Source organism: Pelomonas sp. KK5, from assembly GCF_001984095.1.
In the GTDB taxonomy this organism is placed as follows: domain Bacteria; phylum Pseudomonadota; class Gammaproteobacteria; order Burkholderiales; family Burkholderiaceae_C; genus KK5.
In genome coordinates, this window is sequence record NZ_LYVQ01000106.1 from 1 (window position 1) to 20,000 (window position 20,000).

Here is a 20,000-nt window from a genome sequence, read left to right on the forward strand (position 1 = left end):
ATGCCGGCCGGCATCGGGCGCTGGCAGGCGAGCAGCAGCCACTCGTCCGCCGGGGCGACGCGCTTCAGGCGCAGCGCGGCCAGCAGTTCGTCCCGCCGCGCCGTGGGCTGGATGACGGCCGGCACCCGTTCACCCAGGCTGCGGGATTCGCACCAGAGGCGGCCGGCCAGGCTTTCGGCCGCCGGCGCGGCCGAGAAGCGCAGCAGGAACTGCTGCTCTTCCTCGATCGACTGGTAGTTGTTGGGCCGGGTGGAGATGACGCGCGGGGCGGCCACGCGGAAAGCGACATCGCGGGCGCCGCTCCAGCTCATGTCGGCGCGGAACTCGCTGCGCAGCGCCATGCGGCAGCTGGCGCCGGGCGGCAGGGGCCGCTCCAGCTCGAACACCCATTCCTTCTCGTTGAGCCAGCGGCCCTGGCCCTTGGGCGCCGGCTCCGGCGTGCCTTCGCACTGCACCGTGACCGGCGCTGGCTGGGCCGCATCGCCCAGCGGCACGACCGCCTCGGAGAAGCGGACCTGGAACTGCCGCACCTGGGCCACTTCGCCCTTGGGGCTGGCGCTGTCGATCGTGACGGCGCCTGCAGCGCTGGCCGCCAGCCCGAGGAGAGAAGAAAGAAGAAGCGCCTTCATCGAGACTCCCTGCGTTTGGGCAGGGAGTCTAGGGGCATCAACCCCGCGTGAAGCGCTGTTCCAAATACCCGAGCAGCGTGCGGATCGTCTGCGCCTCGCCGCCGACCGGGCGGCCCGGGCGCGGCTCGGCGTTCCAGGCGAACAGGTCCACATGCAGCCAGTCCTGGTCGGCCGGGACGAAGTGGTCCAGGAACAGCGCGGCGTTGATGGCGCCGGCCAGCGGGCTCTTGCCGGTGTTGACGATGTCGCCCAGCGTGCTCTCGATGCCCGACTTGTAGGGCTGCCAGATCGGCATGTGCCACAGCGGGTCGTCCAGCTTCAGGCCCAGGTCGACCAGGTCGCGCGCCTCGTCCATGTGGCGGGCGAACAGGGCCGGCAACTGCGGGCCCAGGGCGACGCGGGCGGCGCCGGTCAGCGTGGCCAGGTCGATGATCAGCTCGGGCTTGGACTCGACGGCGTAGGACAGCGCGTCGCAGAGGATCACGCGGCCTTCGGCGTCGGTGTTGCCGATCTCGATCTGCGTGCCGTTGCGGGTCTTGAAGATGTCGCCGGGGCGGTAGGCATTGCCGGCGATCGAGTTCTCCACCGCCGGGATCAGCACCTGCAGCCGCACCGGCAGCTTGAAGGCCATCACCAGCGCGGCCAGGCCCAGCGCGTTGGCGGCGCCGCCCATGTCCTTCTTCATCTGGCGCATGCCGTCGGCGGGCTTGATGTCCAGGCCGCCGGTGTCGAAGCAGACGCCCTTGCCGACGATGCTCAGCAGCGGGGCCTTGGCCTTGCCCCAGCTCAGCTCGATCAGGCGTGGCGCGCGGGTGCTGGCGCGGCCGACGGCGTGGATGGCCGGGAAGTTCTTCTTCAAGAGCGCGTCGCCGACGATCTCGCTGAACTTGGCGCCGTGCTGCTTCGCCACCATCTCGGCGGCCTTGGCCAGCTCGGCCGGGCCCATGTGCTCGGCCGGGGTGTTGACCAGGTCGCGGGTGGCGGCGATGGCGGTGGCCTGGGCCAGGCCGCGCTCCAGCTCGGGCGAGGACGGCAGGTGCAGCACGGCCGGCGCGCGGCGGCGTGGCTTGTAGAGGTCGAACTGGTAGCCACCCAGTTCCCAGGACAGGGCGGCGGCCTCGGGCGAGAGGGTCAGGCCTTCATCGGCGAGGCGGTAGTCGCCTTCGGGCAGGGCCATCGGCAGGGCGGCCAGCGCGAACGGATCTGTCGCATGGGCGACACCGGCGAAGACCTGGCCGAGCTTGCCGTCGCTGCCGGGCACGAGGCAGTGGCTGTTCGGGCCGCCGGTGAACTTGTTGACCGCCAGCCAGTGACGTGTCGCGGCCGGCAGCGCCTTGGCCAGGGCGGCGAAGCCGGCGCGGTCGACGACGGTGACGGGCACGGCGGCCGCGGGGGCGGATTTCTTGAAGGTCTGGACGGTCATCGGTGTCGCGGGGGCTGGTTTTGGCGAAGGCGTGATTGTCCCGGCAAGTTGCAAAGATTTGTGAGTCCGCTGTCAACCGGGTCAACGGGCGCTCCGTTGTGCCCGCAGACGCCGCAAAAACGGCGGAGCTAACGAGAAGGTTGGACTGACATGCTGATGATGACCCGCAATCTGCCGCAGAAGAACGACGCCCACGGCGCCCGCCGCATCGCCGCCCTGCAAGCCGACGTGATGAACACCGACGGCAAGGGCCGCAAGCACGAGGCCTTCGAGTCCGGCAGCTTCGGCGTCGAGCGCCGCAGCCTGGCCCACATCCTGGTGTTGGACAAAAAGCGCTGATTCTCGGACAAGTTGGCGCTCGCTTACGCGCTTACGCAAGCGGCGCCAACAGTAGATCCAGATCCTCCGCGCTGAACTTCGGCGCATCCGCCGCATCCACGCCCAGCACGCGCGCCGCCAGCGCCTCCTTGCGGGCTTGCAGTTCCAGCATCCTCTCCTCGATGCTGCCGGCGACCACCAGCTTGTAGACGAACACCGGCCGGTCCTGCCCGATGCGGTGCGCGCGGGCGGCGGCCTGGGCCTCGACGGCCGGGTTCCACCAGGGGTCGAGCTGGATCACCGTGTCGGCCGCCGTGAGGTTCAGGCCCACGCCGCCGGCCTTCAGGCTGACCAGCATCAGCGCTGATTCGCCGGCCTGGAAGCGGCCCACGATGCCCGCGCGCTGCGCGACCGGCGTGGCGCCCGTCAGGGTCAGGTAGCCGAGCCGCCTCGCGTCCAGTTCTGCCGCCACCAGGTCCAGCATCGTGGTGAACTGCGAGAACACCAGCACCCGCCGGCCCTCGTCCAGCAGCTCCGGCAGCATGTCCATCAGCAGGTCCAGCTTGGCGCGGCCCTCGGCGCCCTCCCGCAGCAGCCGGGCGTCGCAGCAGACCTGGCGCAGCTTCAGCAGCGCGTCCAGCACCGAGACCAGGGCGCCGCCGAAACCCTTCTGCGCCAGCACCCGGCGCACCTGCTTGTCCGCAGCCACCCGCACGCTCTCGTAGAGCTCGCGCTGGGCGCCTTCCAGCTGGACGCGGCGCACCACGGTGGTCAGCGGCGGCAGCTCGGTGGCCACCTGGTCCTTGCTGCGGCGCAGGATGAAGGGCCGCACCCGCTGGGCCAGCAGTTGCGCGCGCAGGCTCTCCCCATTGGTCTCGATCGGCTTGCGCCAGCGGCGCTGGAAGCCGCGCGAGTCGCCCAGGAAGCCGGGCATCAGGAAGTCGAACTGCGCCCACAGCTCGGCCAGGTTGTTCTCCAGCGGGGTGCCGGTGAGGCACAGCCGGTGCCGGGCGGGCAGCTTGCGGGCGGCCCGGGCGGCGCGGCTGGCGGCGTTCTTGACCGTCTGCGCCTCGTCCAGGATCAGCAGGTGCCAGCGCTGGCGCTGCAGCTCGGCGATGTCGCGCCAGAGCAGCGGGTAGGTGGTGAGCACCAGGTCGAACTCCTGCAGGCGGGAGAAGTCCACGGCCCGCGCCGGGCCGTGGAGCACCAGTACGCTGAGATCCGGCGTGATGCGTGCGGCCTCGGCGCGCCAGTTGAACAGCAGCGAGGTCGGCAGCACGGCCAGCGCCGGGCGGTCCAGCCGCCCGGCCTGCTTTTCCAGCAGCAGGTGGGCGAGGGTCTGGGCGGTCTTGCCCAGGCCCATGTCGTCGGCCAGGATGCCGGCGAGGTCGTGGGCGCGCAGGTACTGCAGCCAGGCCAGCCCGGCCAGTTGGTAGGGGCGCAGTTCGAGGCCGAGGCCGGCCGGCGGCTCGACCGGCGGCGGGGACCCGGCCGCCAGCAGGCGATGGGCCATGCGGCGCAGGTCGCCGTCGCCGAAGAAGCGCCAGAGCGAGTGGTCTTCCACCTGCGTGAGCCGCGTGGCGTCCCACTCGCTGATCACGATCGGGCCCTCGGGCGTGTCGGCCAGCAGGTCCAGCAGGGCGGACAGGATGGGCTTGAGCACGCCGGCGGGCGCCTCGATCTGGCGGCCGCCGGGGGCGGTCAGCAGGATGATCGCGTCGTCGTCGATGCCGGCGATCGCCTCGGCGCTGGTCCAGCGGGCGTCATGGCGCAGCAGCGTGGCGATCATCGGGGCCAGGTCGAGCGTCTCGCCGTCCACCTCCACCCCCAGGCTCAGCAGCCAGGAGCCGCTGCGGGCCGAACCGGCCAGCGGCTCCAGCCGGGCCGTCCAGCCCTGCGGCTGCACCGGGCGGTGGGTGAAGCCGGGCAGCGCGACGACGGCCCAGCCCTGCTGCTGCAGCGCAGGCACCCGCTCGGTCCAGAAGGGGCCGAAGAACTCCTCCTGCAGCAGGGTCCAGGGAGCGGACGGGCCCTCGGCGGCGGGATCGCGCCATTGCAGCTGGGCCGGGTCCAGCGGCAGCAGGCCCAGCGACCAGAGCTGGTCGCGGGCATCGGCCTCGGCGCCGAGGTCGCGGGCGATGCGCCGCCCCGGCGCGATCTCGACCGTGGCCGCGGGGCGGCTGTTCAGCAGCGAGCGCGGCGCGGGCGTGGACCAGGCGTGGCCGTCCTCGCAGCGGTAGGTCCAGTCCACCTCGGCGATGGTCACCGAGTCACCGCGCGGACCCAGCGTGCCACCGCGCTGCAGGCCCAGCAGGCCGTCGCCGCGGCCCAGCGTGCGCAGCGTGAGGCGGGGGCGGAAGGTGGCGGGCTCGGCTTCGGGCGGCGTTTCGGCGATCGGCGCCGGCGCGGTCGGCGGCGCCGGCGAGCCATCCTCCATCAGCAAGTCCATCAGTCGCGCCGCGTCGGCCTCGGGCAAGCGGGGCAGGGACTTCAGCTCCTCGCGGCCGGCCTTGCGGCGCAGTGCGTCGAGCCACAGCTGCAGCAGCTGCTCGCGCCGTGGCGCATCGGCCTGGGCCTGCAGCTTCAGCATCACCGCCGCGGCGTGCTCGCAGAAGCGCCCGGTGCTGCAGCTGCACAGGGCGCTGTAGTGCGGCCGGCCCCGGGCGTCGCGCACGCCCTGCACCGCCAGTTCGTGGACCAGCGCGCCGCCGCCGCGCACACGGGCGACTGCGCCGGCGGCATCGGCGTCGATGTCCACGATGGCGGTCAGCAGGACCCGGCCCCGCTGCAGCCTGGCCCGCTCGAACAGGCGCTGCAGTTGCGCCTCCTCGGGCGGCCAGAGGCGGGTTTCGGTCAGGTCGGGGGCTGTGGCGCTCATGCTGGCCGGCATTGTCCAACCTGTATGGGAGCCCCCTGTTCAGGGGGCTCCTCCTTGACAAGCAGACCCCTGAGACAGGGGACATCTGTCCCCCGTTCCTGCAGCCAAGCGCCCCAGAATTGCTTTCCATCACATCACAAGATCCAGTGGAGCCAACCATGCGTGACATGCGCCGTGTCGGAGCCTTCGTCTCAGGCCTGTTCCTCTACGTGACGGCACTGGTGTGTGCCTCGATGCTCGGCGGCGTGCAGGTGCCGCGCGAGCTGGCGAAGCGGCTGGGTGGGCGCGACAGCGTGCAGTTCGTGCTCATCGTCGCGCTGGCGATCGCGCTGGTGGTGTTCCTGCTGGCCCTGGTCTGGAGCAGCCTGGCGCTGCGGCTGCCGCCGAAGTCGCGCCGGCCGGTCAACGCCTGGTTCTACGGCGGCATCGGCGTCGCCTGGCTGGTGGGCCTGGTCTACGGCGCGATCAACTTCGCGCTGGTGCCGCGCAGCTACCAGACCATCTCCACCCTGCTGCTGTCCTCGAACGTGCCGCCGCTGTGGGGCGTGCTGAACATCCTCGCGGTCATCGGCGCGAGCCTGATCGGCGGCGGCGTGGCCCGCCGCCTCGCTGGTCGGCGCGTGCTGAGGCCGGTTTCCCGCCCTGTGCCGGCCTGAGCGCCGCCCGTGTTCTCATGGCGGATGACGCCATGACGAACACGCCTGCCGACCCTGTTCATCCATCTCCCTGCCGCCCGCAGTGCCCGCGCTGCCGGCGGCCGTCGCGCGCCTGCCTCTGCGCCTGGATCCGCCCGGTGGACAACGCGGCGGTGGAACTGGTGGTGCTCCAGCATCCGCAGGAGGCGCGCGAGGCCAAGAACAGCGCCGCGCTGCTGGGCCTGAGCCTGACGCGCTGCCGGATCGTCGTCGGCGAGCAGTTCGAGCCCGCGTCGCTGGGCCCGCTGGAGCGCAGCGCACTGCTCTATCCGGTCGACGAGGGCCGGGGCGCCGCGCCGGCGCCGGTCGAGCGCCTGATCCTGCTCGACGCCACCTGGCGCAAGAGCCGGCTGATGCTGCAACTGAATCCCTGGCTGCTCGGCCTGCCGCGGCTGGCCCTGGCCGAGCAGGCGCCGTCCCGCTACGGCGCCTTGCGCAAGGCCCATGCGCCGCACCAGCTGTCGACGCTGGAGGCCGGCGTGAGGGCGCTGCAGCAGCTCGGCGGCACCGCTGAGTCAGGACGTTATGAACCCCTGCTGGAGGCCTTCGGCGGCTTCGTCGAGGCGGCCGCGGGCCACTACTACAATCGCGCTCCCTTCACCGACCGCAGGGTTTCCCGTGTCTGATCGCCTGGCCGTTCTGCCGCAGTACCTGATGCCCAAGAAGGCTCTGACCGTGCTGGCCGGCAAGCTGGCCGGGGCGAAGCTGGGCGGCATCACGACCGGCACGATCCGCCGCTTCGTGGCCCGCTACGACGTCAACATGGCCGAGGCGGCGAACCCCGACATCACCAGCTACGCCACCTTCAACGACTTCTTCACCCGCGCGCTGAAGCCGGGCGCGCGGCCGCTGGCGGGCGCCGGGCTGATCTGCCCGGTGGACGGCGCGATCAGCCAGTTCGGCGCGATCACGCGGGACCGCATCTACCAGGCCAAGGGCCACGACTACACGACCACCGCCCTGGTCGGCGGCGATGCGCAGCTGGCCGCGCAGTTCCAGGACGGCCACTTCGCCACGCTGTACCTCAGCCCGCGCGACTACCACCGCATCCACATGCCCTGCGACGGCCGGCTCCTGCGCATGATCCATGTGCCCGGCGACCTGTTCTCGGTCAACCCGACGACCGCCCGCGGCGTGCCCGGCCTGTTTGCGCGCAACGAGCGGGTGGTGTGCGTGTTCGAAGGCGAACGCGGCCCCTGGGTGCTGGTGCTGGTGGGTGCCACCATCGTCGGCAGCATGGCCACGGTCTGGCACGGCCAGGTCAACCCGCCGCGGCCCGGCACCGTGCGGGATTGGCGTTATCAAGGCGACCAGCAGATCGTGTTGCGCCAGGGCGAGGAGATGGGCCGCTTCCTGCTCGGCTCCACCGTCGTGATGCTGTTCCCCAAGGGCGATCTGGCCTTCAACGCGGCCTGGCAGCCGGGCGGCGCGATCCGCCTCGGCGAGGTGATGGCCAACCCATCCTCATAGGGGCTGGGGCCAGTCGAGAGCCACGCAGCAGCCGCCGCCCTCGGCGGCTTCGAGCCGCAGCCGGGCGCCGATGGCCTCGGCGCGGGCCTGCATGTTCTTCAGGCCATGGCCGCCGCCGGCACCGGCCGGTGCACCGATGCCGTTGTCCGACAGCCGCAGCGCGATCGTGTGCGCCTCGGCCAGCCAGCGCGCATGCATCGTCACCCGGCTGGCGCGCGCATGCTTGAGCACATTGGTGAAGGCCTCCAGCAGGATGCGCTGCACATGCAGCACCGACTGCGGCGGCAGCTCGGCCAGCGGCGGCAGCGCGGCCACGTCCCACACCACCTCGATGCCGGCCGCCTGCAGCCGCGGCTGCAGCCGGTAGCGCAGCGTGGCCAGCACGGTGGTCAGGTCGCTGTGCACCGGCTGCAGCGAATCGACCGCCATGCGCATCTCGTCCAGCGCCAGCCGCACCTGCTCGCTCAGCTGCTCGGGCCCGGCGCGGCCCACCATATTCAAGAGGCCCACCAGCTGCGAGCCGATGCCGTCGTGGATCTCGCGCATGATGCGCTGGCGCTCGTTCAGCACCGCCTGTTCCTGCTGCTGGTGGCGCAGCGCCTCGAAGGCCTCGCGCAGGTGCTGCTCGCGCTCGGCCACCCGCTCGCTGAGCGTCTCGTTGAGCGCGCGATAGTCGGCCACGGTGCGGCTGTAGCGCCCGGCCACCAGGGCCGCCAGGATCAGCACGAAGAAGAACATCGCATGCGGGGACAGCGGATGGTGGGCGCCGCCGAACAGGCCCATGCGCACCATCAGCACGTCGTGCGCGCCGGCCGCCAGCGCGATGCAGCCGCCGGCGAAGACCAGGCGCACGATGGCGCTGCTGCCGTGCCGCGCCTCGCGCCACACCGCGGCGAAGGTGGCCAGGCCCATCGGCAGCAGCAGCAGCAGCGCGGCGGTCCACAGCAGCGGCTGGCGCAGCGCGAACGACAGGCCGGCCAGCGCCGCCACCAGCACCAGCGCCGCGTCGATCGCGCGCAGCAGCCAGGCCGGCCGCGCCGACAGCGCCAGCGCGATGAAGCGGGCCAGCAGCACGAACTGCAGTCCGTAGCTGATCGCCAGCAGCGCGCCCCAGGCCAGCCAGGGCTCGGGCACGACGGGCAGCACCCGGTCCAGGTGCCGCGGCATGCCGCACAGCGTGGCCAGGCTGAAGCTGCCGTACAGCGGATCGCGCTGGCGCCACCACAGCGCGCCGGCCAGGCCGCCCATCAGCAGGAAGCCGCCGGCATAGGCAGCGGAGAGGGTCTGCTCCAGCAGCCGCCGCGCGGCGAACTGCGGCTCGATCTCGGCCAGCGGCCCCAGCTGCAGCGCGGACAGCCCGCCGCCGCGCAGCGGCTGCATCGTGGCCTCGATCTCCAGCGCGTTGGGCCGGCCCGGCGGCGCCAGCAGCGCTGGCGGCAGCAGCACCAGCTGGCTCAGCTTGCCGCTGTCGTGCGAGGCATCGCCGAGGCGGCCGAGGTCCTGCAGCGGCTGGCCGTTCAGCCGCAGCCGGGCCTGGTTGCCGAGCCGCTCAATGTGCAGCGCGGGCTGGCCGGCCGGGTCCAGCGGCGGCAGGGCGATGCGGTAGAGGGCGCCGCCGCCGCGGCCGGGAAAGGCCGAGTCCCAGCGGAAGTCGAGCGTGAGGCCGGGCCGCTGCTGCTCGGGAAGGCCGTCCGGCATCAGCACTGCGTCGGCGTGGTCCAGGCGCTGCACCGGCTCGGCCCCGGCATTGCCCAGCGCCAGTGCCAGCAGCAGGCAGAGCAGCCAGCGCATGTCAGTTCTCCACGGTGCGATGCAGCACACGCGACGAATGAAGCCAGGTATTTCGGGCCGAGCGCCGGGCCGCCCCAAGCCGGCCCGGCTGGCGATGTTGCCCGGGCTCGATGCCCGGGCAATCGCCGTCCCCTTGGGGGACCGACCAGGCTCGCACGCGTTCAGCGCCGCGAGGGTGGGCGAGGGGCTCCATCCTTTCAGGGGAGCAGACCGACCTGGCGGGCCTCGAACACCGCCTCGCTGCGGTTGTGCACGCCCAGCTTGCCGTAGATGTTGCGCACATGGGTCTGCACAGTCGCCACGCTGACGCCCATCTGCGCGGCGATCTCCGCATAGGTGAAGCCGCGGGCCACCAGGTCCAGCACCTCGGTCTCGCGGCGCGACAGCGCCTCCTGCCCGGCCGGCGGCACGCGCGGCGGCGCGGCGCTGGGCGCGCGGCCGGCGGCAGCGTCGGCCTGCCAGCGGGCCAGCAGCTGGCGGGCGATGATCGGCGTCATCGGCGAGCCGCCGGCATGCAGGCTGCGCACGTGGGTGGCGAGGTCGGCCTCGGTGCCGTCCTTGAGCAGGTAGCCGCGGGCGCCGGCCTCGAAGGCGCGCAACATGTGCGATTCGTCGCCGAACATCGTGATCACCATCACCGCGCAGGCCGGCTGCATGCGGCAGCAGCGCGCGATGACGTCCAGCCCCGAGCGGTCAGGCAGGCCCAGGTCGACCAGCAGCACGTCCACCGCGTTGTCGGCGAACCATTCCAGCAGCGCGCCGCCGGTGGCTGCGCAATGGGCCAGGCGCAGCGTCGGCTCGGCGGCGATGACATGGCCGAGCCGTTCGCGGGTGCCGGCGTCGTCCTCGACCAGGGCCACGGAGATGGGTTCCATGGCCGGCATCTTGTCATGGCCGGCGGCCGCCGGGCCAGTGCGGGACATCATCAATATCTGGTATCGCCAAGGGCCGGCCGGCTCGGCACACTGCGCCGCAGCACAGCCTGGGAGGCTCCGATGACGATGAACGTTATTCACGCTGCCGATACCTTGATGGCCGAGTCGCTGCAGCCGGCAGACCTGCTCGATGCCACGCTGGCCGCCGCCGCGCTGGACGAGGTGGACTACCCGATGCTGGTGGTCGACGCCGAACTGCACCTGCGGCATGCCAACCGTCTCGGTGATGCGCTGCTGCGCACCGGCCGCCCGCTGCGGCTGACCGCCGGGCGCAGCGTCGCCGGCGCCGACGATGCCGCCGACGCCCGGCTGCTGCACGCTGTCGGCGCGGCCGTGTTCCGCGGCCTGCGCACGCTGCTGCCGCCGGAGCCGGGCTCGCCCAGCGGCGCGGTCTCGGTGGTGCCGCTGGGCGGCGCGCGGGCGATGCTGATGCTGGCCAAGCCGGGCCTGTGTCAGGACCTGACCCTCAGCTTCTACGCCCGCATCCAGCGCCTGACCACGGTGGAGACGGCGGTGCTCAGCGGCCTGTGCGCCGGCCATTCGCCGGAGGCGATCGCGCAGGGGCGCGGCGTGGCGCTGTCGACCGTGCGCACCCACATCAGCTCGCTGCGGGCCAAGACCGGCATGTCCGACATCGGTGCGCTGCTGCACACGATGGCGCGTTTGCCGCCGGTCGTGAAGGTGGCGGTGGCCTGACATGGTGAAGATCGCCTTCCTGTCCTGCTGCGATGCCATCCGGGACGCCCGCCAGAAGGCCTGGGACGAACTGGCCGAGGTCCATCGCCCCGAGCACATCGTCATGCTCGGCGACAGCATCTACATGGACTACGGGCTGGGCCACAAGTACGACAACGGCCAGCCCCGGGGCGCCCCGCTGGCGGACTTCTCGGCCGAGATGCACAGGGCCTACACGCTGCAATGGCGGGTGGCGAGCTTCCGCCGCGCCATTCGCGACGCCAGGGTCCATGCCATCTGGGATGACCACGACTTCGGCTGGAACAATGCCTGCGGCGCACTGCCGGACACGCCGCGCGACAAGGTGAACCTGAGCCACGCGCTGTTCCAGCAGTTCCGCCAGGCGCTGGTGCAGAAGCCGGCGGACTACGGCCCCAACCCCTGGCCGCAGGGCAGCGGTGCACCGCCGGCCGGCAGCATCGCCGCGATGGTCGAGCTGCCGCACCGGGTGCGCCTGCACCTGACCGACGGGCGTTCCTTCCGCGAAGCCGAAGGGGGCAGCATCCTGGGCCAGGCGCAGCGCCATGCGCTCGAACAGGCGCTGGTGCAGATCGACGCGGCCGAGCCCGGTGTGCTGCACCTGATCGCGCGCGGCACCGACGCCGCGGACTGGGCCAGGTCGCCCGACAACGACTGGCTGCGCGGCCTGGCCACCCGCCACGACATCCTGGTGCTCAGCGGCGACCGCCACAACCTGAAGCTCGATGCCGCCGCATGGCCGCTGGAGGCGGTGTCCAGCGCGATGGCCCAGACCACGCCGCCGATCCCGTCGCCGATCAAGCGCTCGGAGGTGTTCGGCATCCTCGACATCGACGACGCATCGCTGCGGGTCTCGCTGTACCACCGCGGCGAGCTCAAGAAGACGCGCCTGATCGACCGTGGCCAATGGCCCCGTCAGGTGCCGCAGGGCGCGTCCAGCAACTGCCCCGCCAGCTCCGCCGCCATCGGCCGCCCCAGGTGATAGCCCTGCAGCTGCGTGCAGCCCAGCTCCTCGGCGGCGCGGGCCTGCACCTCGTCCTCCACGCCCTCGGCCACGATCTGCAGCTTCAGCGAGCGCCCTAACGCGCAGGTTGCGCTGACCACCGCGGCGGCCTGCGCCTCGGGCAGCGGCTCGATCATGCTGCGGTCCAGCTTCATCGCCGAGATCGGCAGCTGGCGCAGCAGCGTCAGCGAGGACTGGCCGGTGCCGAAGTCGTCCAGCGAGCAGTGCACGCCGGCTTCGTGCAGGCGCTGCAGCTGGGGCAGCACGCGGGACAGGCTGCCGATGGCGGCGGTCTCGGTGATCTCGATCTCCAGCGCCGACGTGGGCAGGCCGCGCGCCGCCAGGCCGGCCAGCAGCCGCGTGGCGAAGCCCGCGTCCTCGAACTGCAGCGGCGACACGTTGACGGCCACCGGCAGCAGCCGCTCCGGCCCGACCCGTTGCTGCCAGGCCTGCAGCTGGCGGCCGGCCAGCTCCAGGATCAACTCGCCCAGCGCCTTGATCTGGCCGGTGCGCTCGGCTGCCGGGATGAACTCGCCCGGCGGGATGCGACCGCGCTCCGGCCACTCCCAGCGCACCAGCGCCTCGAAGCCGCACAGCGCGCGCGTGCCGGCCGTGAACTTGGGCTGGTACTCCAGCAGGAACTGGCGCGCCGCGATCGCCCGGCCCAGCGCCTGCTCGATTTCCAGCCGGGCGCGCGAGGCGCCGTTCATGCTGCGGTCGAAGAAGATGCAGGAGGCACCGGCGCTGGCCTTGGCGCGGTGCATCGCCGAGTCGGCGGCGCGCAGCAGGGCGGGGCCGTCCACGCCGTCCTGCGGGTACAGCGCGATGCCGGCCGACAGGTGCACGAAGAGCTCGTTGCCCTCCACCGCGAAAGGCGTCTCCAGCAGGCCCAGCATCGCCTCGGCCACCACCAGCGCGGCGGCTGCGTCCCCGGCGCCTTCGACGATCACCAGGAACTGGTCCTCGCCCAGCCGCATCGGCCGCGCCTGCGGCGGCAGCTGGTGGGCCAGGCGCCGCGCGATCGCGCGCAGCAGCGCATCGCCCACCTCGTGGCCGAGGCTCTCGTTGACGAGCTGGAAGCGGTCCAGGTCGGCCGAGATCAATGCAAAGGGCTCGGCGCCGGGCCAGGTCAGCTCGCGCAGCCGCTCGACGGCGAAATTGCGGTTTGGCAGGTCGGTTAGCTCGTCGTGCAGGGCCTGGCGGCGCAGCGCCTCGGTGGCGCGGCGGCGCGAGGTGTCGTCGATCATCACCTGCAGCTCGGCCGGCTCGCCGTCCCAGCTGATGTGGCTCGACAGGCTGCGCAGGTGGATGCGGCGCTGGTCGGCGGTGAGCCGCGCGCTCTCCCATTCGATGCGCGCCTGCGGGTTGGCCAGCACCTCGGCATGGCGGGCGCGCGACTCGATCAGCAGCTCCGGCGGGATGGTGGTGATCAGGTCCAGGCCCAGCGCGTGGGCTTCGTCGCGCAGGCCGAACATCGCCAGCGCCGCCGGGTTGGCATAGACCAGGCGCCGGTTCTGCACCACCGCCAGCGCCTGCAGCGAGACCTGGGCGAGCTGGATGAAGCGCTCGGCCTGCTGGCGCGCGGCATTGTGGGCGCGCCGCACCGACAGCAGCACCAGGCCCAGCGAGAGCACCATCTGCACGTACAGGCCCAGCGTGTGGGTGATCGGCGAGCGGCTGTAGGCGTCCAGCATCGGCCCGCTGGCATGCACGCAGCCCATCGCCACGAAGCACAGCGCGACGAAGCGCTCGGCCGCATTGCCGCCGCGCCACATCCAGAAGGCGCACAGCCAGGCACCGATCACCATGAAGGCCGCGCCGACGATCACCGCGTAGACCTGCCCGATGCCGGCCACCACCACCAGGGCAACCATCATGGCCGCGAAGAGCGGCAGGCCGTTCGAGAGCCGCCAGGGCAGGCCGCGATAGGCGCGGGCCCCGGCCACCTGCAGCAAGAGCGAGCCCATCAGGCTGCAGGAGGCGGCCAGTGCCTGCAGGTCGTAGCGCAGGCCGGCGAGGCCCGGCGTGGCCAGCGCCACGCCCAGTGTCAGCCCGATCGACAGCAGGATCCAGCTCCAGCCCCACTGCCGCACGTAGGCATGCCGGCGCTCGATCCGCCACAGCAGCAGCAGCGTCACGCCGAGCATGGCGTTGAGACTCGCGCTGAGGAGGATGAGCCAGGTCATTGCTAACGCCTAATCTACACGGAGCGGCGCCGCGCGGCGAGGCCCGGCGACTTGCTGGGACAATGGCAGGAATTCCCTTGCCCACGCCTCGCACCCATGACCCAGCGCGTCCTCACCGGCATCACCACCACCGGCACCCTGCATCTCGGCAACTACGTCGGCGCGATCCGCCCGGCCATCGCGGCCAGCCGCGAGCCCGGCGTGGAGAGCTTCTACTTCATGGCCGACTACCACGCCCTCATCAAATGCGATGAGCCGGACCGCGTGGCCCGCTCGCGCCTGGAGATCACCGCCACCTGGATCGCCGCCGGCCTGGACCCGGAGCGCACGCTGATCTACCGCCAGAGCGACATCCCCGAGATCCCCGAGCTGACCTGGCTGCTGACCTGCGTCACCGCCAAGGGCCAGATGAACCGGGCCCATGCCTACAAGGGCGCGGTGGACGCCAACGTGGCCGCCGGCGAGGACCCGGACGCCGGCATCTCGATGGGCCTGTTCAGCTACCCGATCCTGATGGCCGCCGACATCCTGATGTTCAACGCCCACCGCGTGCCGGTCGGCAAGGACCAGGTGCAGCACCTGGAGATGGCGCGCGACGTGGCGCAGCGCTTCAACCATCTCTTCTGCCCGCCGGACGCGCCTTTGTTCGTGCTGCCCGAGGTGCAGGTCGAGGCGGAGATGGAGCTGCTGCCGGGGCTGGACGGCCGCAAGATGAGCAAGAGCTATGACAACGTGGTGCCGCTCTTCGTCGGCGGCAGCAAGGCGCTGAAGGACGCGATCGCCCGCATCGTCACCGACTCCAAGCTGCCCGGCGAGCCCAAGGAGCCGGAAGGCCAGGCCCTGGTCACGATCTTCGACGCCTTCGCCACGCCGGCCGAGCGCGCGGCCTTCCGCGCCGAGCTGCGCGCCGGCCTGGCCTGGGGCGAGGCCAAGCAGCGCCTGTTCGACCAGATCGAGCGCCAGATCGGCCCGATGCGCGCGAAGTACGACGAGCTGATGGCCCACCCCGACAAGCTCGAGGCCATCCTGCAGCAGGGCGCCGCCAAGGCCCGCGCGCTGGCCGGCCCGCTGCTGGCCCGTGCGCGCGAGGCGGTGGGCCTGCGCAGCTTCTCGGCGCCGCTGAAATCGGACGTTAGCTCCAAGGGCGACGGCAAGGCCGCCCTGCCGGTGTTCAAGCAGTACCGCGAGGCCGACGGCAAGTTCTACTTCAAGCTCAACGCCGCCGACGGCGCCACGCTGCTTCAGAGCGAGGCCTTCGAGGCCGGCCGCGACGCGGGCCAGTGGGTGGCCAGGCTCAAGCGCGAGGGCGCGGCGGCGCTGGCTGGCGCGCCGGTGCGGCAGCTGGGCGAGGCGGCGGCCGTCGCCGCGGCGCTGCAGGCCTTGCTGCAGGCCGAGTAGTCGGTTCGTAGACACGTGACGGTTTCAAGGCAGGCCGGCTTGTTGTAGCGTCGGATCCTCACTGGAGGAGGAGACCGGCAGTGACGACGACAAAAGCGAGCGACGACGCGCTGGCGCTGCAGCGCCTGGCCCACTGGGAGCGCACCCGGCCCGGCGCGATCGCGCTGACGCAGCCCATGGGGAAGGGGCAGCTGCTGGACCTCAGCTGGGCCCAGGTGGCCGACCAGGCGCGCCGCATGGCGGCCTACCTGAAGGACCAGGGCTGGCCGCCGGGCAGCATGGTGGCCATCCTCTCGAAGAACTGCGCCTGGTGGCTGATCAGCGACCTGGCGATCTGGATGGCCGGCCACGTCTCGGTGCCGCTGTACCCGACGCTGTCGGCCGGCACCATCGCGCAGATCCTCAACCACAGCGAGGCCCGCGCCTGCTTCATCGGCAAGCTCGACGGCTGGGAGGCGATGAAGCCCGGCATCCCGGTCGGCCTGCCCTGCATCGCCTATCCGCTGGCGCCCGAGGAGGCGCGCCGCAGCCTGCCCGGCTGGGACGCGATCTGCGCCGCCCAGGCGCCGCTGGCCGAGACGCCGATGCGTCGGGCCGAGGAGTTATGCACGCTGATCTACACCTCGGGTACCACCGGCGCGCCCAAGGGCGTGATGCACACCTTCGGCAACTTCGCCTGGGCCGTGGGCACCGGCACCCGGCGCTTCACGATGGGCACCGAGGACCGCATGCTGTCCTACCTGCCGCTGGCCCATGTGGCCGAACGCATGCTGGTGGAGCACGGCTGGCTGGCGCACGGGTTGCGGGTCTACTTCGCCGAGACGCTGGAGACCTTCGCCGCCGACCTGCAGCGCGCGCGGCCGACGCTGTTCTTCTCGGTGCCGCGGCTGTGGGTGCGCTTCCAGCAGGGCGTGCATGCCAAGCTGCCGCCGAAGAAGCTGGACCTGCTGCTGAAGCTGCCGATCGTCTCCGGCCTGATCCGCAGGAAGATCCTGCGCACGCTGGGCCTGGACCAGTGCCGCCTGGCCGCCGGCGGCGCCGCGCCGATGCCGCTGGCGCTGCTGGACTTCTATGCCCGGCTGGGCCTGCCGGTCAACGAGGCCTACGGCATGACCGAGAACCTCGGCGCCTCGCACCTGACCGAGCCCGGCAAGGACCAGCGCGGCACCGTCGGCGTGCCCTACGAGGGCGTGGAGGCCCGCATCGACCCGGCCAGCGGCGAACTGCAGATCCGCAGCCCCGCAATGATGCTGGGCTACTACAAGGACGAGGCGCTGACCCGCGAGACCCTGCTGCCCGACGGCTGGCAGCGAACCGGCGACAAGGCCGAGCTCGACGCGGCCACCGGCTGCTGGCGCATCACCGGCCGCGTCAAGGACCTGTTCAAGTCCAGCAAGGGCAAGTACGTGGCCCCGGCGCCGATCGAGGACCGCCTGGGCGCCAGCCCGCTGGTCGAGGCCTGCGTCGTGACCGGCGCCAACCTGAACCAGCCGCTGGGCCTGGCGATGCTGTCGCCGAACGCCTCGCTGCTGCCGCCGGAGCAGGTGGCCGCCGACCTCGGCGCCCACCTCGCCGCGCTGAACGCCGCACTGGATCCGCACGAGCGGCTCGACTGCCTGGTGCTGCTGAAGACGCCGTGGACGGTGGACAACGGCCTGATCACGCCGACCTTCAAGGTACGCCGCAACCGCATCGAGGAGCTGTACGGCGCGCGCTACGAGGACTGGGTCGGCCAGGGCAGGCCCGTGGTCTGGGGAGAGTAGATGGGGCCCCTCGCCCGCGGGTACGCGGGCGGCCCCCCGAGGGGGCCAAGTCGTCCTTGGGGCGGCCCGGCGGACGACTTGCCCGCGCCCCTGTTACGCTGCCGGGCATGGAGTTCCTCGGCATCCACGACCTCTCGCTCTTCATCGTCTCCGGCCTGCTGCTGAACATCGCACCGGGGCCCGATTCGATCCTCATCATGAGCCGCAGCGCGCGCCAGGGCTGGCGTGCCGGCTGCGCGGCCGCGCTGGGCATCGGCGCCGGCACCTGCGTGCATGTGGCGGCCGCGGCGCTGGGCGTGTCGGCGCTGCTGGCGGCCTCCGCCACGGCCTTCACGCTGGTGCGCTGGGTCGGCGCCGCCTACCTGGTCTACATCGGCATCGGCATGCTGATGGCGCGCGGTGGAAAGGCCTCGGACGCCGCCGCGCCCGATCGCGGCAATGCCTTCGCCCAGGGCTTCCTCACCAATGTGCTGAACCCCAAGGTGGCGCTGTTCTTCCTTGCCTTCGTGCCGCAGTTCATCGCGGCCGACTCGCCGCACAAGGCGCTGGCCTTCATCGTGCTCGGCGGCATCTTCAACATCAACGGCATGCTGTGGTGCAACGCCCTGGCGGTGTTCACCGCGCTGGCCAGCAAGCGCCTGGGCATCGCCGCGGCGCCGGCCCGCTGGCTCAACCGCGGCATCGGCGCGCTGTTCGTCGCCTTCGGCCTGCGGCTGGCCCTGACTGAATCATCATGAAACTGAAACCGCTGCTCCTGATCCTCGCCGCCCTGCTGCTCGCGCTCTTCCTCGGCAGTCCCTTCGTCGCCGTGCACGAGATGCGCGCTGCCGCTCGCGCGCACGACGCCGCCAAGCTGGGCGGTTATGTGGACTTCGAGGCGCTGCGCGAGAGCCTCAAGCGCGGCGTGCAGGCCAAGCTGCTCGGCACGGAGCGCAACGAGAAGGGCGAGCCCTCGCCGGGCCGCGCGCTCGGCGCCGCGGTGGCAGGGGCGCTGCTGGGGCCCATGGTGGACGTGGCGATCACGCCCGAGAGCCTGGCCCGCCTGCTGCAGGGCCAGCGGCCGGCGCAGGCCGCAGTGGAAGGAGCGATCGGCACCGAAGCGAAGGAGCCGGAGCTGGAAACCGGCTTTGCCTACGAGGGGCTGAACACCTTCGTCTTCAGCGTCAAGCCCAAGGGCTCGGACGACGAGCCGGTCGAACTGGTCCTGCAGCGCCGCGGCTTCTTCGCCTGGAAGCTGGCAGAGTTGAGACTGCCTTAGGAGAGAGCACATGAACACGAACCGTCGCATGGCCGGCGCGCTGATCGCTGGCGCCGCCCTGTCCGCATCGACCACCACCGCGAACGCCGCCGGCGGCGACAAGGTCGTCTATCACATCGACAACACCGCCAACCAGGCCACCAAGGGCCTGCGCAACATCCGCAACCACCTGGACGTGGCGCCGGACACGAAGATCATCGTCGTCACCCATGCCGAGGGCATCGACTTCCTGATGGAAGGCGCCAAGGACGCGAAGAACCCCGACATCGAGTACGCCTCGCTGGTCTCCGCGCTGGTGGCGCGCGGCGTCGCCTTCGAGATCTGCGAGATCACGCTGAAGAACCGCGGCATCGCCAAGGACAGGTTCGTGCTCGATGCGCAGTTCACGCCTTCCGGCGTCGTGCGCGTGGCGCGCCTGCAGCAGCGCGAAGGCTTCGCCTACCTGAAGCCCTGATCGATCGATCGATCAGGCCAGCATCCGCTCGGGGGCCAGGTACTGCTTGCGGTACTCCTCGAACGGGAGCACGTCCGAGGCCTCGATCGCGGCCTGGGCCACCAGCGACTCCCGCGCCTGCGCCTCGGCACGGGCCAGCTGCTCCGCGCTGAAGGGCAGCGCGCGGATCGCCTGCCTCGTCTGCTCGGACTTGTGGCGGATGAAGTTCAGGTGCGAGTCGCCGTAGCCGCGGTGCATCGCATCGAGCACGCGGGCCGAGGGCGTGGACGAAGGGTCGGCCAGCGTGGCCCGCGCGGCGGCCAGCGCCTCGGCATAGGCCGTGCCGCCGTGGGCCCTGTCCAGCGCGGCGGCCATCGGCTCGCACTGCTGCAGCAGCGATGCCGCCCACTCGACCATCGGCCGCTCGCCCAGGCACTGGCCGTTGGCGCACTCCAGCATCAGCCCCGGCTCGCGGCCGCGCTCGGCCACGCGGTGCTGGTTGCGGGCCAGCGAGAGCACTTCCTCGGGCGTGTCCGGCGGGCTGTCGGTGTAGAGGCAATGCAGCAGGAAGACGTCGAGGAAGCGCATCGTCTGCGCGGCGATGCCGATGTCCACGAAGGGGTCGAGGTCCATGCAGCGGACCTCCACGTATTCCACGCCGCGTTCCCGCAGCGCATGCAGCGGGCGCTCGCCCGGCTCGATCACGCGCTTGGGGCGGATCGTGCCGTAGAACTCGTTCTCGATCTGCAGCAGCGAGGTGCTGAGCTGGTTGTAGTCGCCGCCGGGGTTGCGGATGCCGACCTGCTCGTAGGCCGGGTAGGGCCGCGTGAGCGCGTCCTGCAGCGAGGCGGCGTAGCTGTCCAGCGTGTTGTAGCTGACCGCCAGCGAGGACTGCGCATCGCTCTGGTAGCCCAGCCGCCCCATGCGCAGCGAGGTGCCGTGGGGCATGTAGTAGCTGCCCTCGTTGAGCAGCTGCAGGCCGTGCCGGCGGCCGTCCACGAAGCTCGAACACAGCGCCGGCGAGGCGCCGAACAGGTAGAGCAGCAGGAAGGAGTGGCGGCGGAAGTTGCGGATCAGGCCGAAGTATTCCTCGCTCGTCACGCCGG

At 71.7% G+C, this 20,000-nt stretch carries 17 protein-coding genes and 1 pseudogene (1 of these 18 running past the window's edge); 11 read left to right on the forward strand and 7 right to left on the reverse strand.

Annotated features, from left to right (window positions below):
• Both B0W88_RS17250 and B0W88_RS17255 read right to left on the reverse strand, forming a co-directional pair.
• Window positions 1-629: pseudogene (locus tag B0W88_RS17250) on the reverse strand (alpha-2-macroglobulin); the annotation flags it as partial.
• A gap of 37 nt (window positions 630-666) precedes the next feature.
• On the reverse strand, window positions 667-2,052 hold the full coding sequence (locus B0W88_RS17255) for a M17 family metallopeptidase (protein ID WP_077035883.1): 1,386 nt from the start codon (window positions 2,050-2,052) through the stop codon (window positions 667-669).
• A gap of 150 nt (window positions 2,053-2,202) precedes the next feature.
• Here B0W88_RS17255 and B0W88_RS17260 point away from each other — a divergent pair, with 150 nt between their 5' ends.
• Window positions 2,203-2,391, forward strand: a complete 189-nt coding sequence (locus tag B0W88_RS17260) for a hypothetical protein (RefSeq protein WP_077035884.1) — start codon at window positions 2,203-2,205, stop codon at window positions 2,389-2,391.
• A gap of 31 nt (window positions 2,392-2,422) precedes the next feature.
• Here B0W88_RS17260 and B0W88_RS17265 read toward each other — a convergent pair whose 3' ends face one another.
• Window positions 2,423-5,248 (reverse strand): DEAD/DEAH box helicase, encoded by a 2,826-nt coding sequence (locus tag B0W88_RS17265; protein WP_233151747.1) that lies wholly within the window; start codon window positions 5,246-5,248, stop codon window positions 2,423-2,425.
• Window positions 5,249-5,406: 158 nt separating this feature from the next.
• On the opposite strand from B0W88_RS17265, the gene B0W88_RS17270 reads away from it, so the two are divergent.
• The 3 genes from B0W88_RS17270 to asd are packed head-to-tail and all read left to right on the forward strand — an operon-like array spanning window position 5,407 to window position 7,413.
• Complete coding sequence (locus B0W88_RS17270; protein WP_144006813.1) at window positions 5,407-5,904, forward strand: hypothetical protein; 498 nt, start codon at window positions 5,407-5,409, stop codon at window positions 5,902-5,904.
• 32 nt (window positions 5,905-5,936) lie between these two features.
• Complete coding sequence (locus tag B0W88_RS17275; RefSeq protein ID WP_077035899.1) at window positions 5,937-6,569, forward strand: tRNA-uridine aminocarboxypropyltransferase; 633 nt, start codon at window positions 5,937-5,939, stop codon at window positions 6,567-6,569.
• On the forward strand, window positions 6,562-7,413 hold the full coding sequence (gene asd / locus B0W88_RS17280; protein ID WP_077035886.1) for an archaetidylserine decarboxylase: 852 nt from the start codon (window positions 6,562-6,564) through the stop codon (window positions 7,411-7,413). Before B0W88_RS17275 ends, asd begins: the two co-directional genes overlap by 8 nt.
• On the opposite strand, the gene B0W88_RS17285 is transcribed toward asd, so the two are convergent.
• Both B0W88_RS17285 and B0W88_RS17290 read right to left on the reverse strand, forming a co-directional pair.
• On the reverse strand, window positions 7,408-9,204 hold the full coding sequence (locus tag B0W88_RS17285) for a sensor histidine kinase (protein WP_077035887.1): 1,797 nt from the start codon (window positions 9,202-9,204) through the stop codon (window positions 7,408-7,410). The genes asd and B0W88_RS17285 overlap by 6 nt on opposite strands.
• 197 nt (window positions 9,205-9,401) lie before the next feature.
• The gene (locus tag B0W88_RS17290; protein WP_369973898.1) at window positions 9,402-10,079 is read right to left on the reverse strand and encodes a response regulator; all 678 of its coding nucleotides are present in this window, start codon (window positions 10,077-10,079) and stop codon (window positions 9,402-9,404) included.
• Between the two features lie 120 nt (window positions 10,080-10,199).
• On the opposite strand from B0W88_RS17290, the gene B0W88_RS17295 reads away from it, so the two are divergent.
• On the forward strand, window positions 10,200-10,835 hold the full coding sequence (locus B0W88_RS17295; RefSeq protein WP_144006814.1) for a helix-turn-helix transcriptional regulator: 636 nt from the start codon (window positions 10,200-10,202) through the stop codon (window positions 10,833-10,835).
• A 1-nt stretch (window position 10,836) separates the two neighbouring features.
• On the forward strand, window positions 10,837-11,835 hold the full coding sequence (locus B0W88_RS17300) for a hypothetical protein (protein WP_077035890.1): 999 nt from the start codon (window positions 10,837-10,839) through the stop codon (window positions 11,833-11,835).
• Here B0W88_RS17300 and B0W88_RS17305 read toward each other — a convergent pair.
• Window positions 11,769-14,042 (reverse strand): bifunctional diguanylate cyclase/phosphodiesterase, encoded by a 2,274-nt coding sequence (locus tag B0W88_RS17305; protein ID WP_144006815.1) that lies wholly within the window; start codon window positions 14,040-14,042, stop codon window positions 11,769-11,771. The two genes, B0W88_RS17300 and B0W88_RS17305, sit on opposite strands and share 67 nt — an antisense overlap.
• Before the next feature lie 96 nt (window positions 14,043-14,138).
• Here B0W88_RS17305 and B0W88_RS17310 point away from each other — a divergent pair, with 96 nt between their 5' ends.
• The 5 genes from B0W88_RS17310 (at window position 14,139) to B0W88_RS17330 (ending at window position 18,915) form a co-directional block, all read left to right on the forward strand.
• Window positions 14,139-15,440: a tryptophan--tRNA ligase gene (locus B0W88_RS17310; protein ID WP_077035892.1), complete on the forward strand. Its 1,302-nt coding sequence runs from the start codon at window positions 14,139-14,141 to the stop codon at window positions 15,438-15,440.
• Window positions 15,441-15,520: 80 nt separating this feature from the next.
• On the forward strand, window positions 15,521-17,203 hold the full coding sequence (locus B0W88_RS17315) for an AMP-binding protein (protein WP_233151748.1): 1,683 nt from the start codon (window positions 15,521-15,523) through the stop codon (window positions 17,201-17,203).
• A gap of 107 nt (window positions 17,204-17,310) precedes the next feature.
• Window positions 17,311-17,940: a LysE family translocator gene (locus B0W88_RS17320; RefSeq protein WP_077035893.1), complete on the forward strand. Its 630-nt coding sequence runs from the start codon at window positions 17,311-17,313 to the stop codon at window positions 17,938-17,940.
• Window positions 17,937-18,461 (forward strand): DUF2939 domain-containing protein, encoded by a 525-nt coding sequence (locus B0W88_RS17325; RefSeq protein WP_077035894.1) that lies wholly within the window; start codon window positions 17,937-17,939, stop codon window positions 18,459-18,461. Before B0W88_RS17320 ends, B0W88_RS17325 begins: the two co-directional genes overlap by 4 nt.
• 10 nt (window positions 18,462-18,471) lie before the next feature.
• The gene (locus B0W88_RS17330) at window positions 18,472-18,915 is read left to right on the forward strand and encodes a DsrE family protein (protein ID WP_077035895.1); all 444 of its coding nucleotides are present in this window, start codon (window positions 18,472-18,474) and stop codon (window positions 18,913-18,915) included.
• A 12-nt stretch (window positions 18,916-18,927) separates the two neighbouring features.
• Here B0W88_RS17330 and gshA read toward each other — a convergent pair whose 3' ends face one another.
• A protein-coding gene (gene gshA, locus B0W88_RS17335) for a glutamate--cysteine ligase (RefSeq protein WP_077035896.1) crosses the window boundary here: on the reverse strand, window positions 18,928-20,000 show its 3' portion. The gene runs 466 nt beyond the window's last position; 1,073 of the gene's 1,539 nt are visible here — the last part of the coding sequence; the start codon falls outside the window, past its right edge — the gene reads right to left on this strand; its stop codon occupies window positions 18,928-18,930.

Bases quoted from the DNA above. Each gene is read 5' to 3' on its own strand.
- B0W88_RS17255 (WP_077035883.1), bottom strand. From the start codon at position 2,052: ATGACCGTCCAGACCTTCAAGAAATCCGCCCCCGCGGCCGCCGTGCCC.
- B0W88_RS17260 (WP_077035884.1), top strand. From the start codon at position 2,203: ATGCTGATGATGACCCGCAATCTGCCGCAGAAGAACGACGCCCACGGC.
- B0W88_RS17265 (WP_233151747.1), bottom strand. From the start codon at position 5,248: ATGAGCGCCACAGCCCCCGACCTGACCGAAACCCGCCTCTGGCCGCCC.
- B0W88_RS17270 (WP_144006813.1), top strand. From the start codon at position 5,407: ATGCGTGACATGCGCCGTGTCGGAGCCTTCGTCTCAGGCCTGTTCCTC.
- B0W88_RS17275 (WP_077035899.1), top strand. From the start codon at position 5,937: ATGACGAACACGCCTGCCGACCCTGTTCATCCATCTCCCTGCCGCCCG.
- B0W88_RS17285 (WP_077035887.1), bottom strand. From the start codon at position 9,204: ATGCGCTGGCTGCTCTGCCTGCTGCTGGCACTGGCGCTGGGCAATGCC.
- B0W88_RS17290 (WP_369973898.1), bottom strand. From the start codon at position 10,079: ATGGAACCCATCTCCGTGGCCCTGGTCGAGGACGACGCCGGCACCCGC.
- B0W88_RS17295 (WP_144006814.1), top strand. From the start codon at position 10,200: ATGACGATGAACGTTATTCACGCTGCCGATACCTTGATGGCCGAGTCG.
- B0W88_RS17300 (WP_077035890.1), top strand. From the start codon at position 10,837: ATGGTGAAGATCGCCTTCCTGTCCTGCTGCGATGCCATCCGGGACGCC.
- B0W88_RS17305 (WP_144006815.1), bottom strand. From the start codon at position 14,042: ATGACCTGGCTCATCCTCCTCAGCGCGAGTCTCAACGCCATGCTCGGC.
- B0W88_RS17310 (WP_077035892.1), top strand. From the start codon at position 14,139: ATGACCCAGCGCGTCCTCACCGGCATCACCACCACCGGCACCCTGCAT.
- B0W88_RS17320 (WP_077035893.1), top strand. From the start codon at position 17,311: ATGGAGTTCCTCGGCATCCACGACCTCTCGCTCTTCATCGTCTCCGGC.
- B0W88_RS17325 (WP_077035894.1), top strand. From the start codon at position 17,937: ATGAAACTGAAACCGCTGCTCCTGATCCTCGCCGCCCTGCTGCTCGCG.
- B0W88_RS17330 (WP_077035895.1), top strand. From the start codon at position 18,472: ATGAACACGAACCGTCGCATGGCCGGCGCGCTGATCGCTGGCGCCGCC.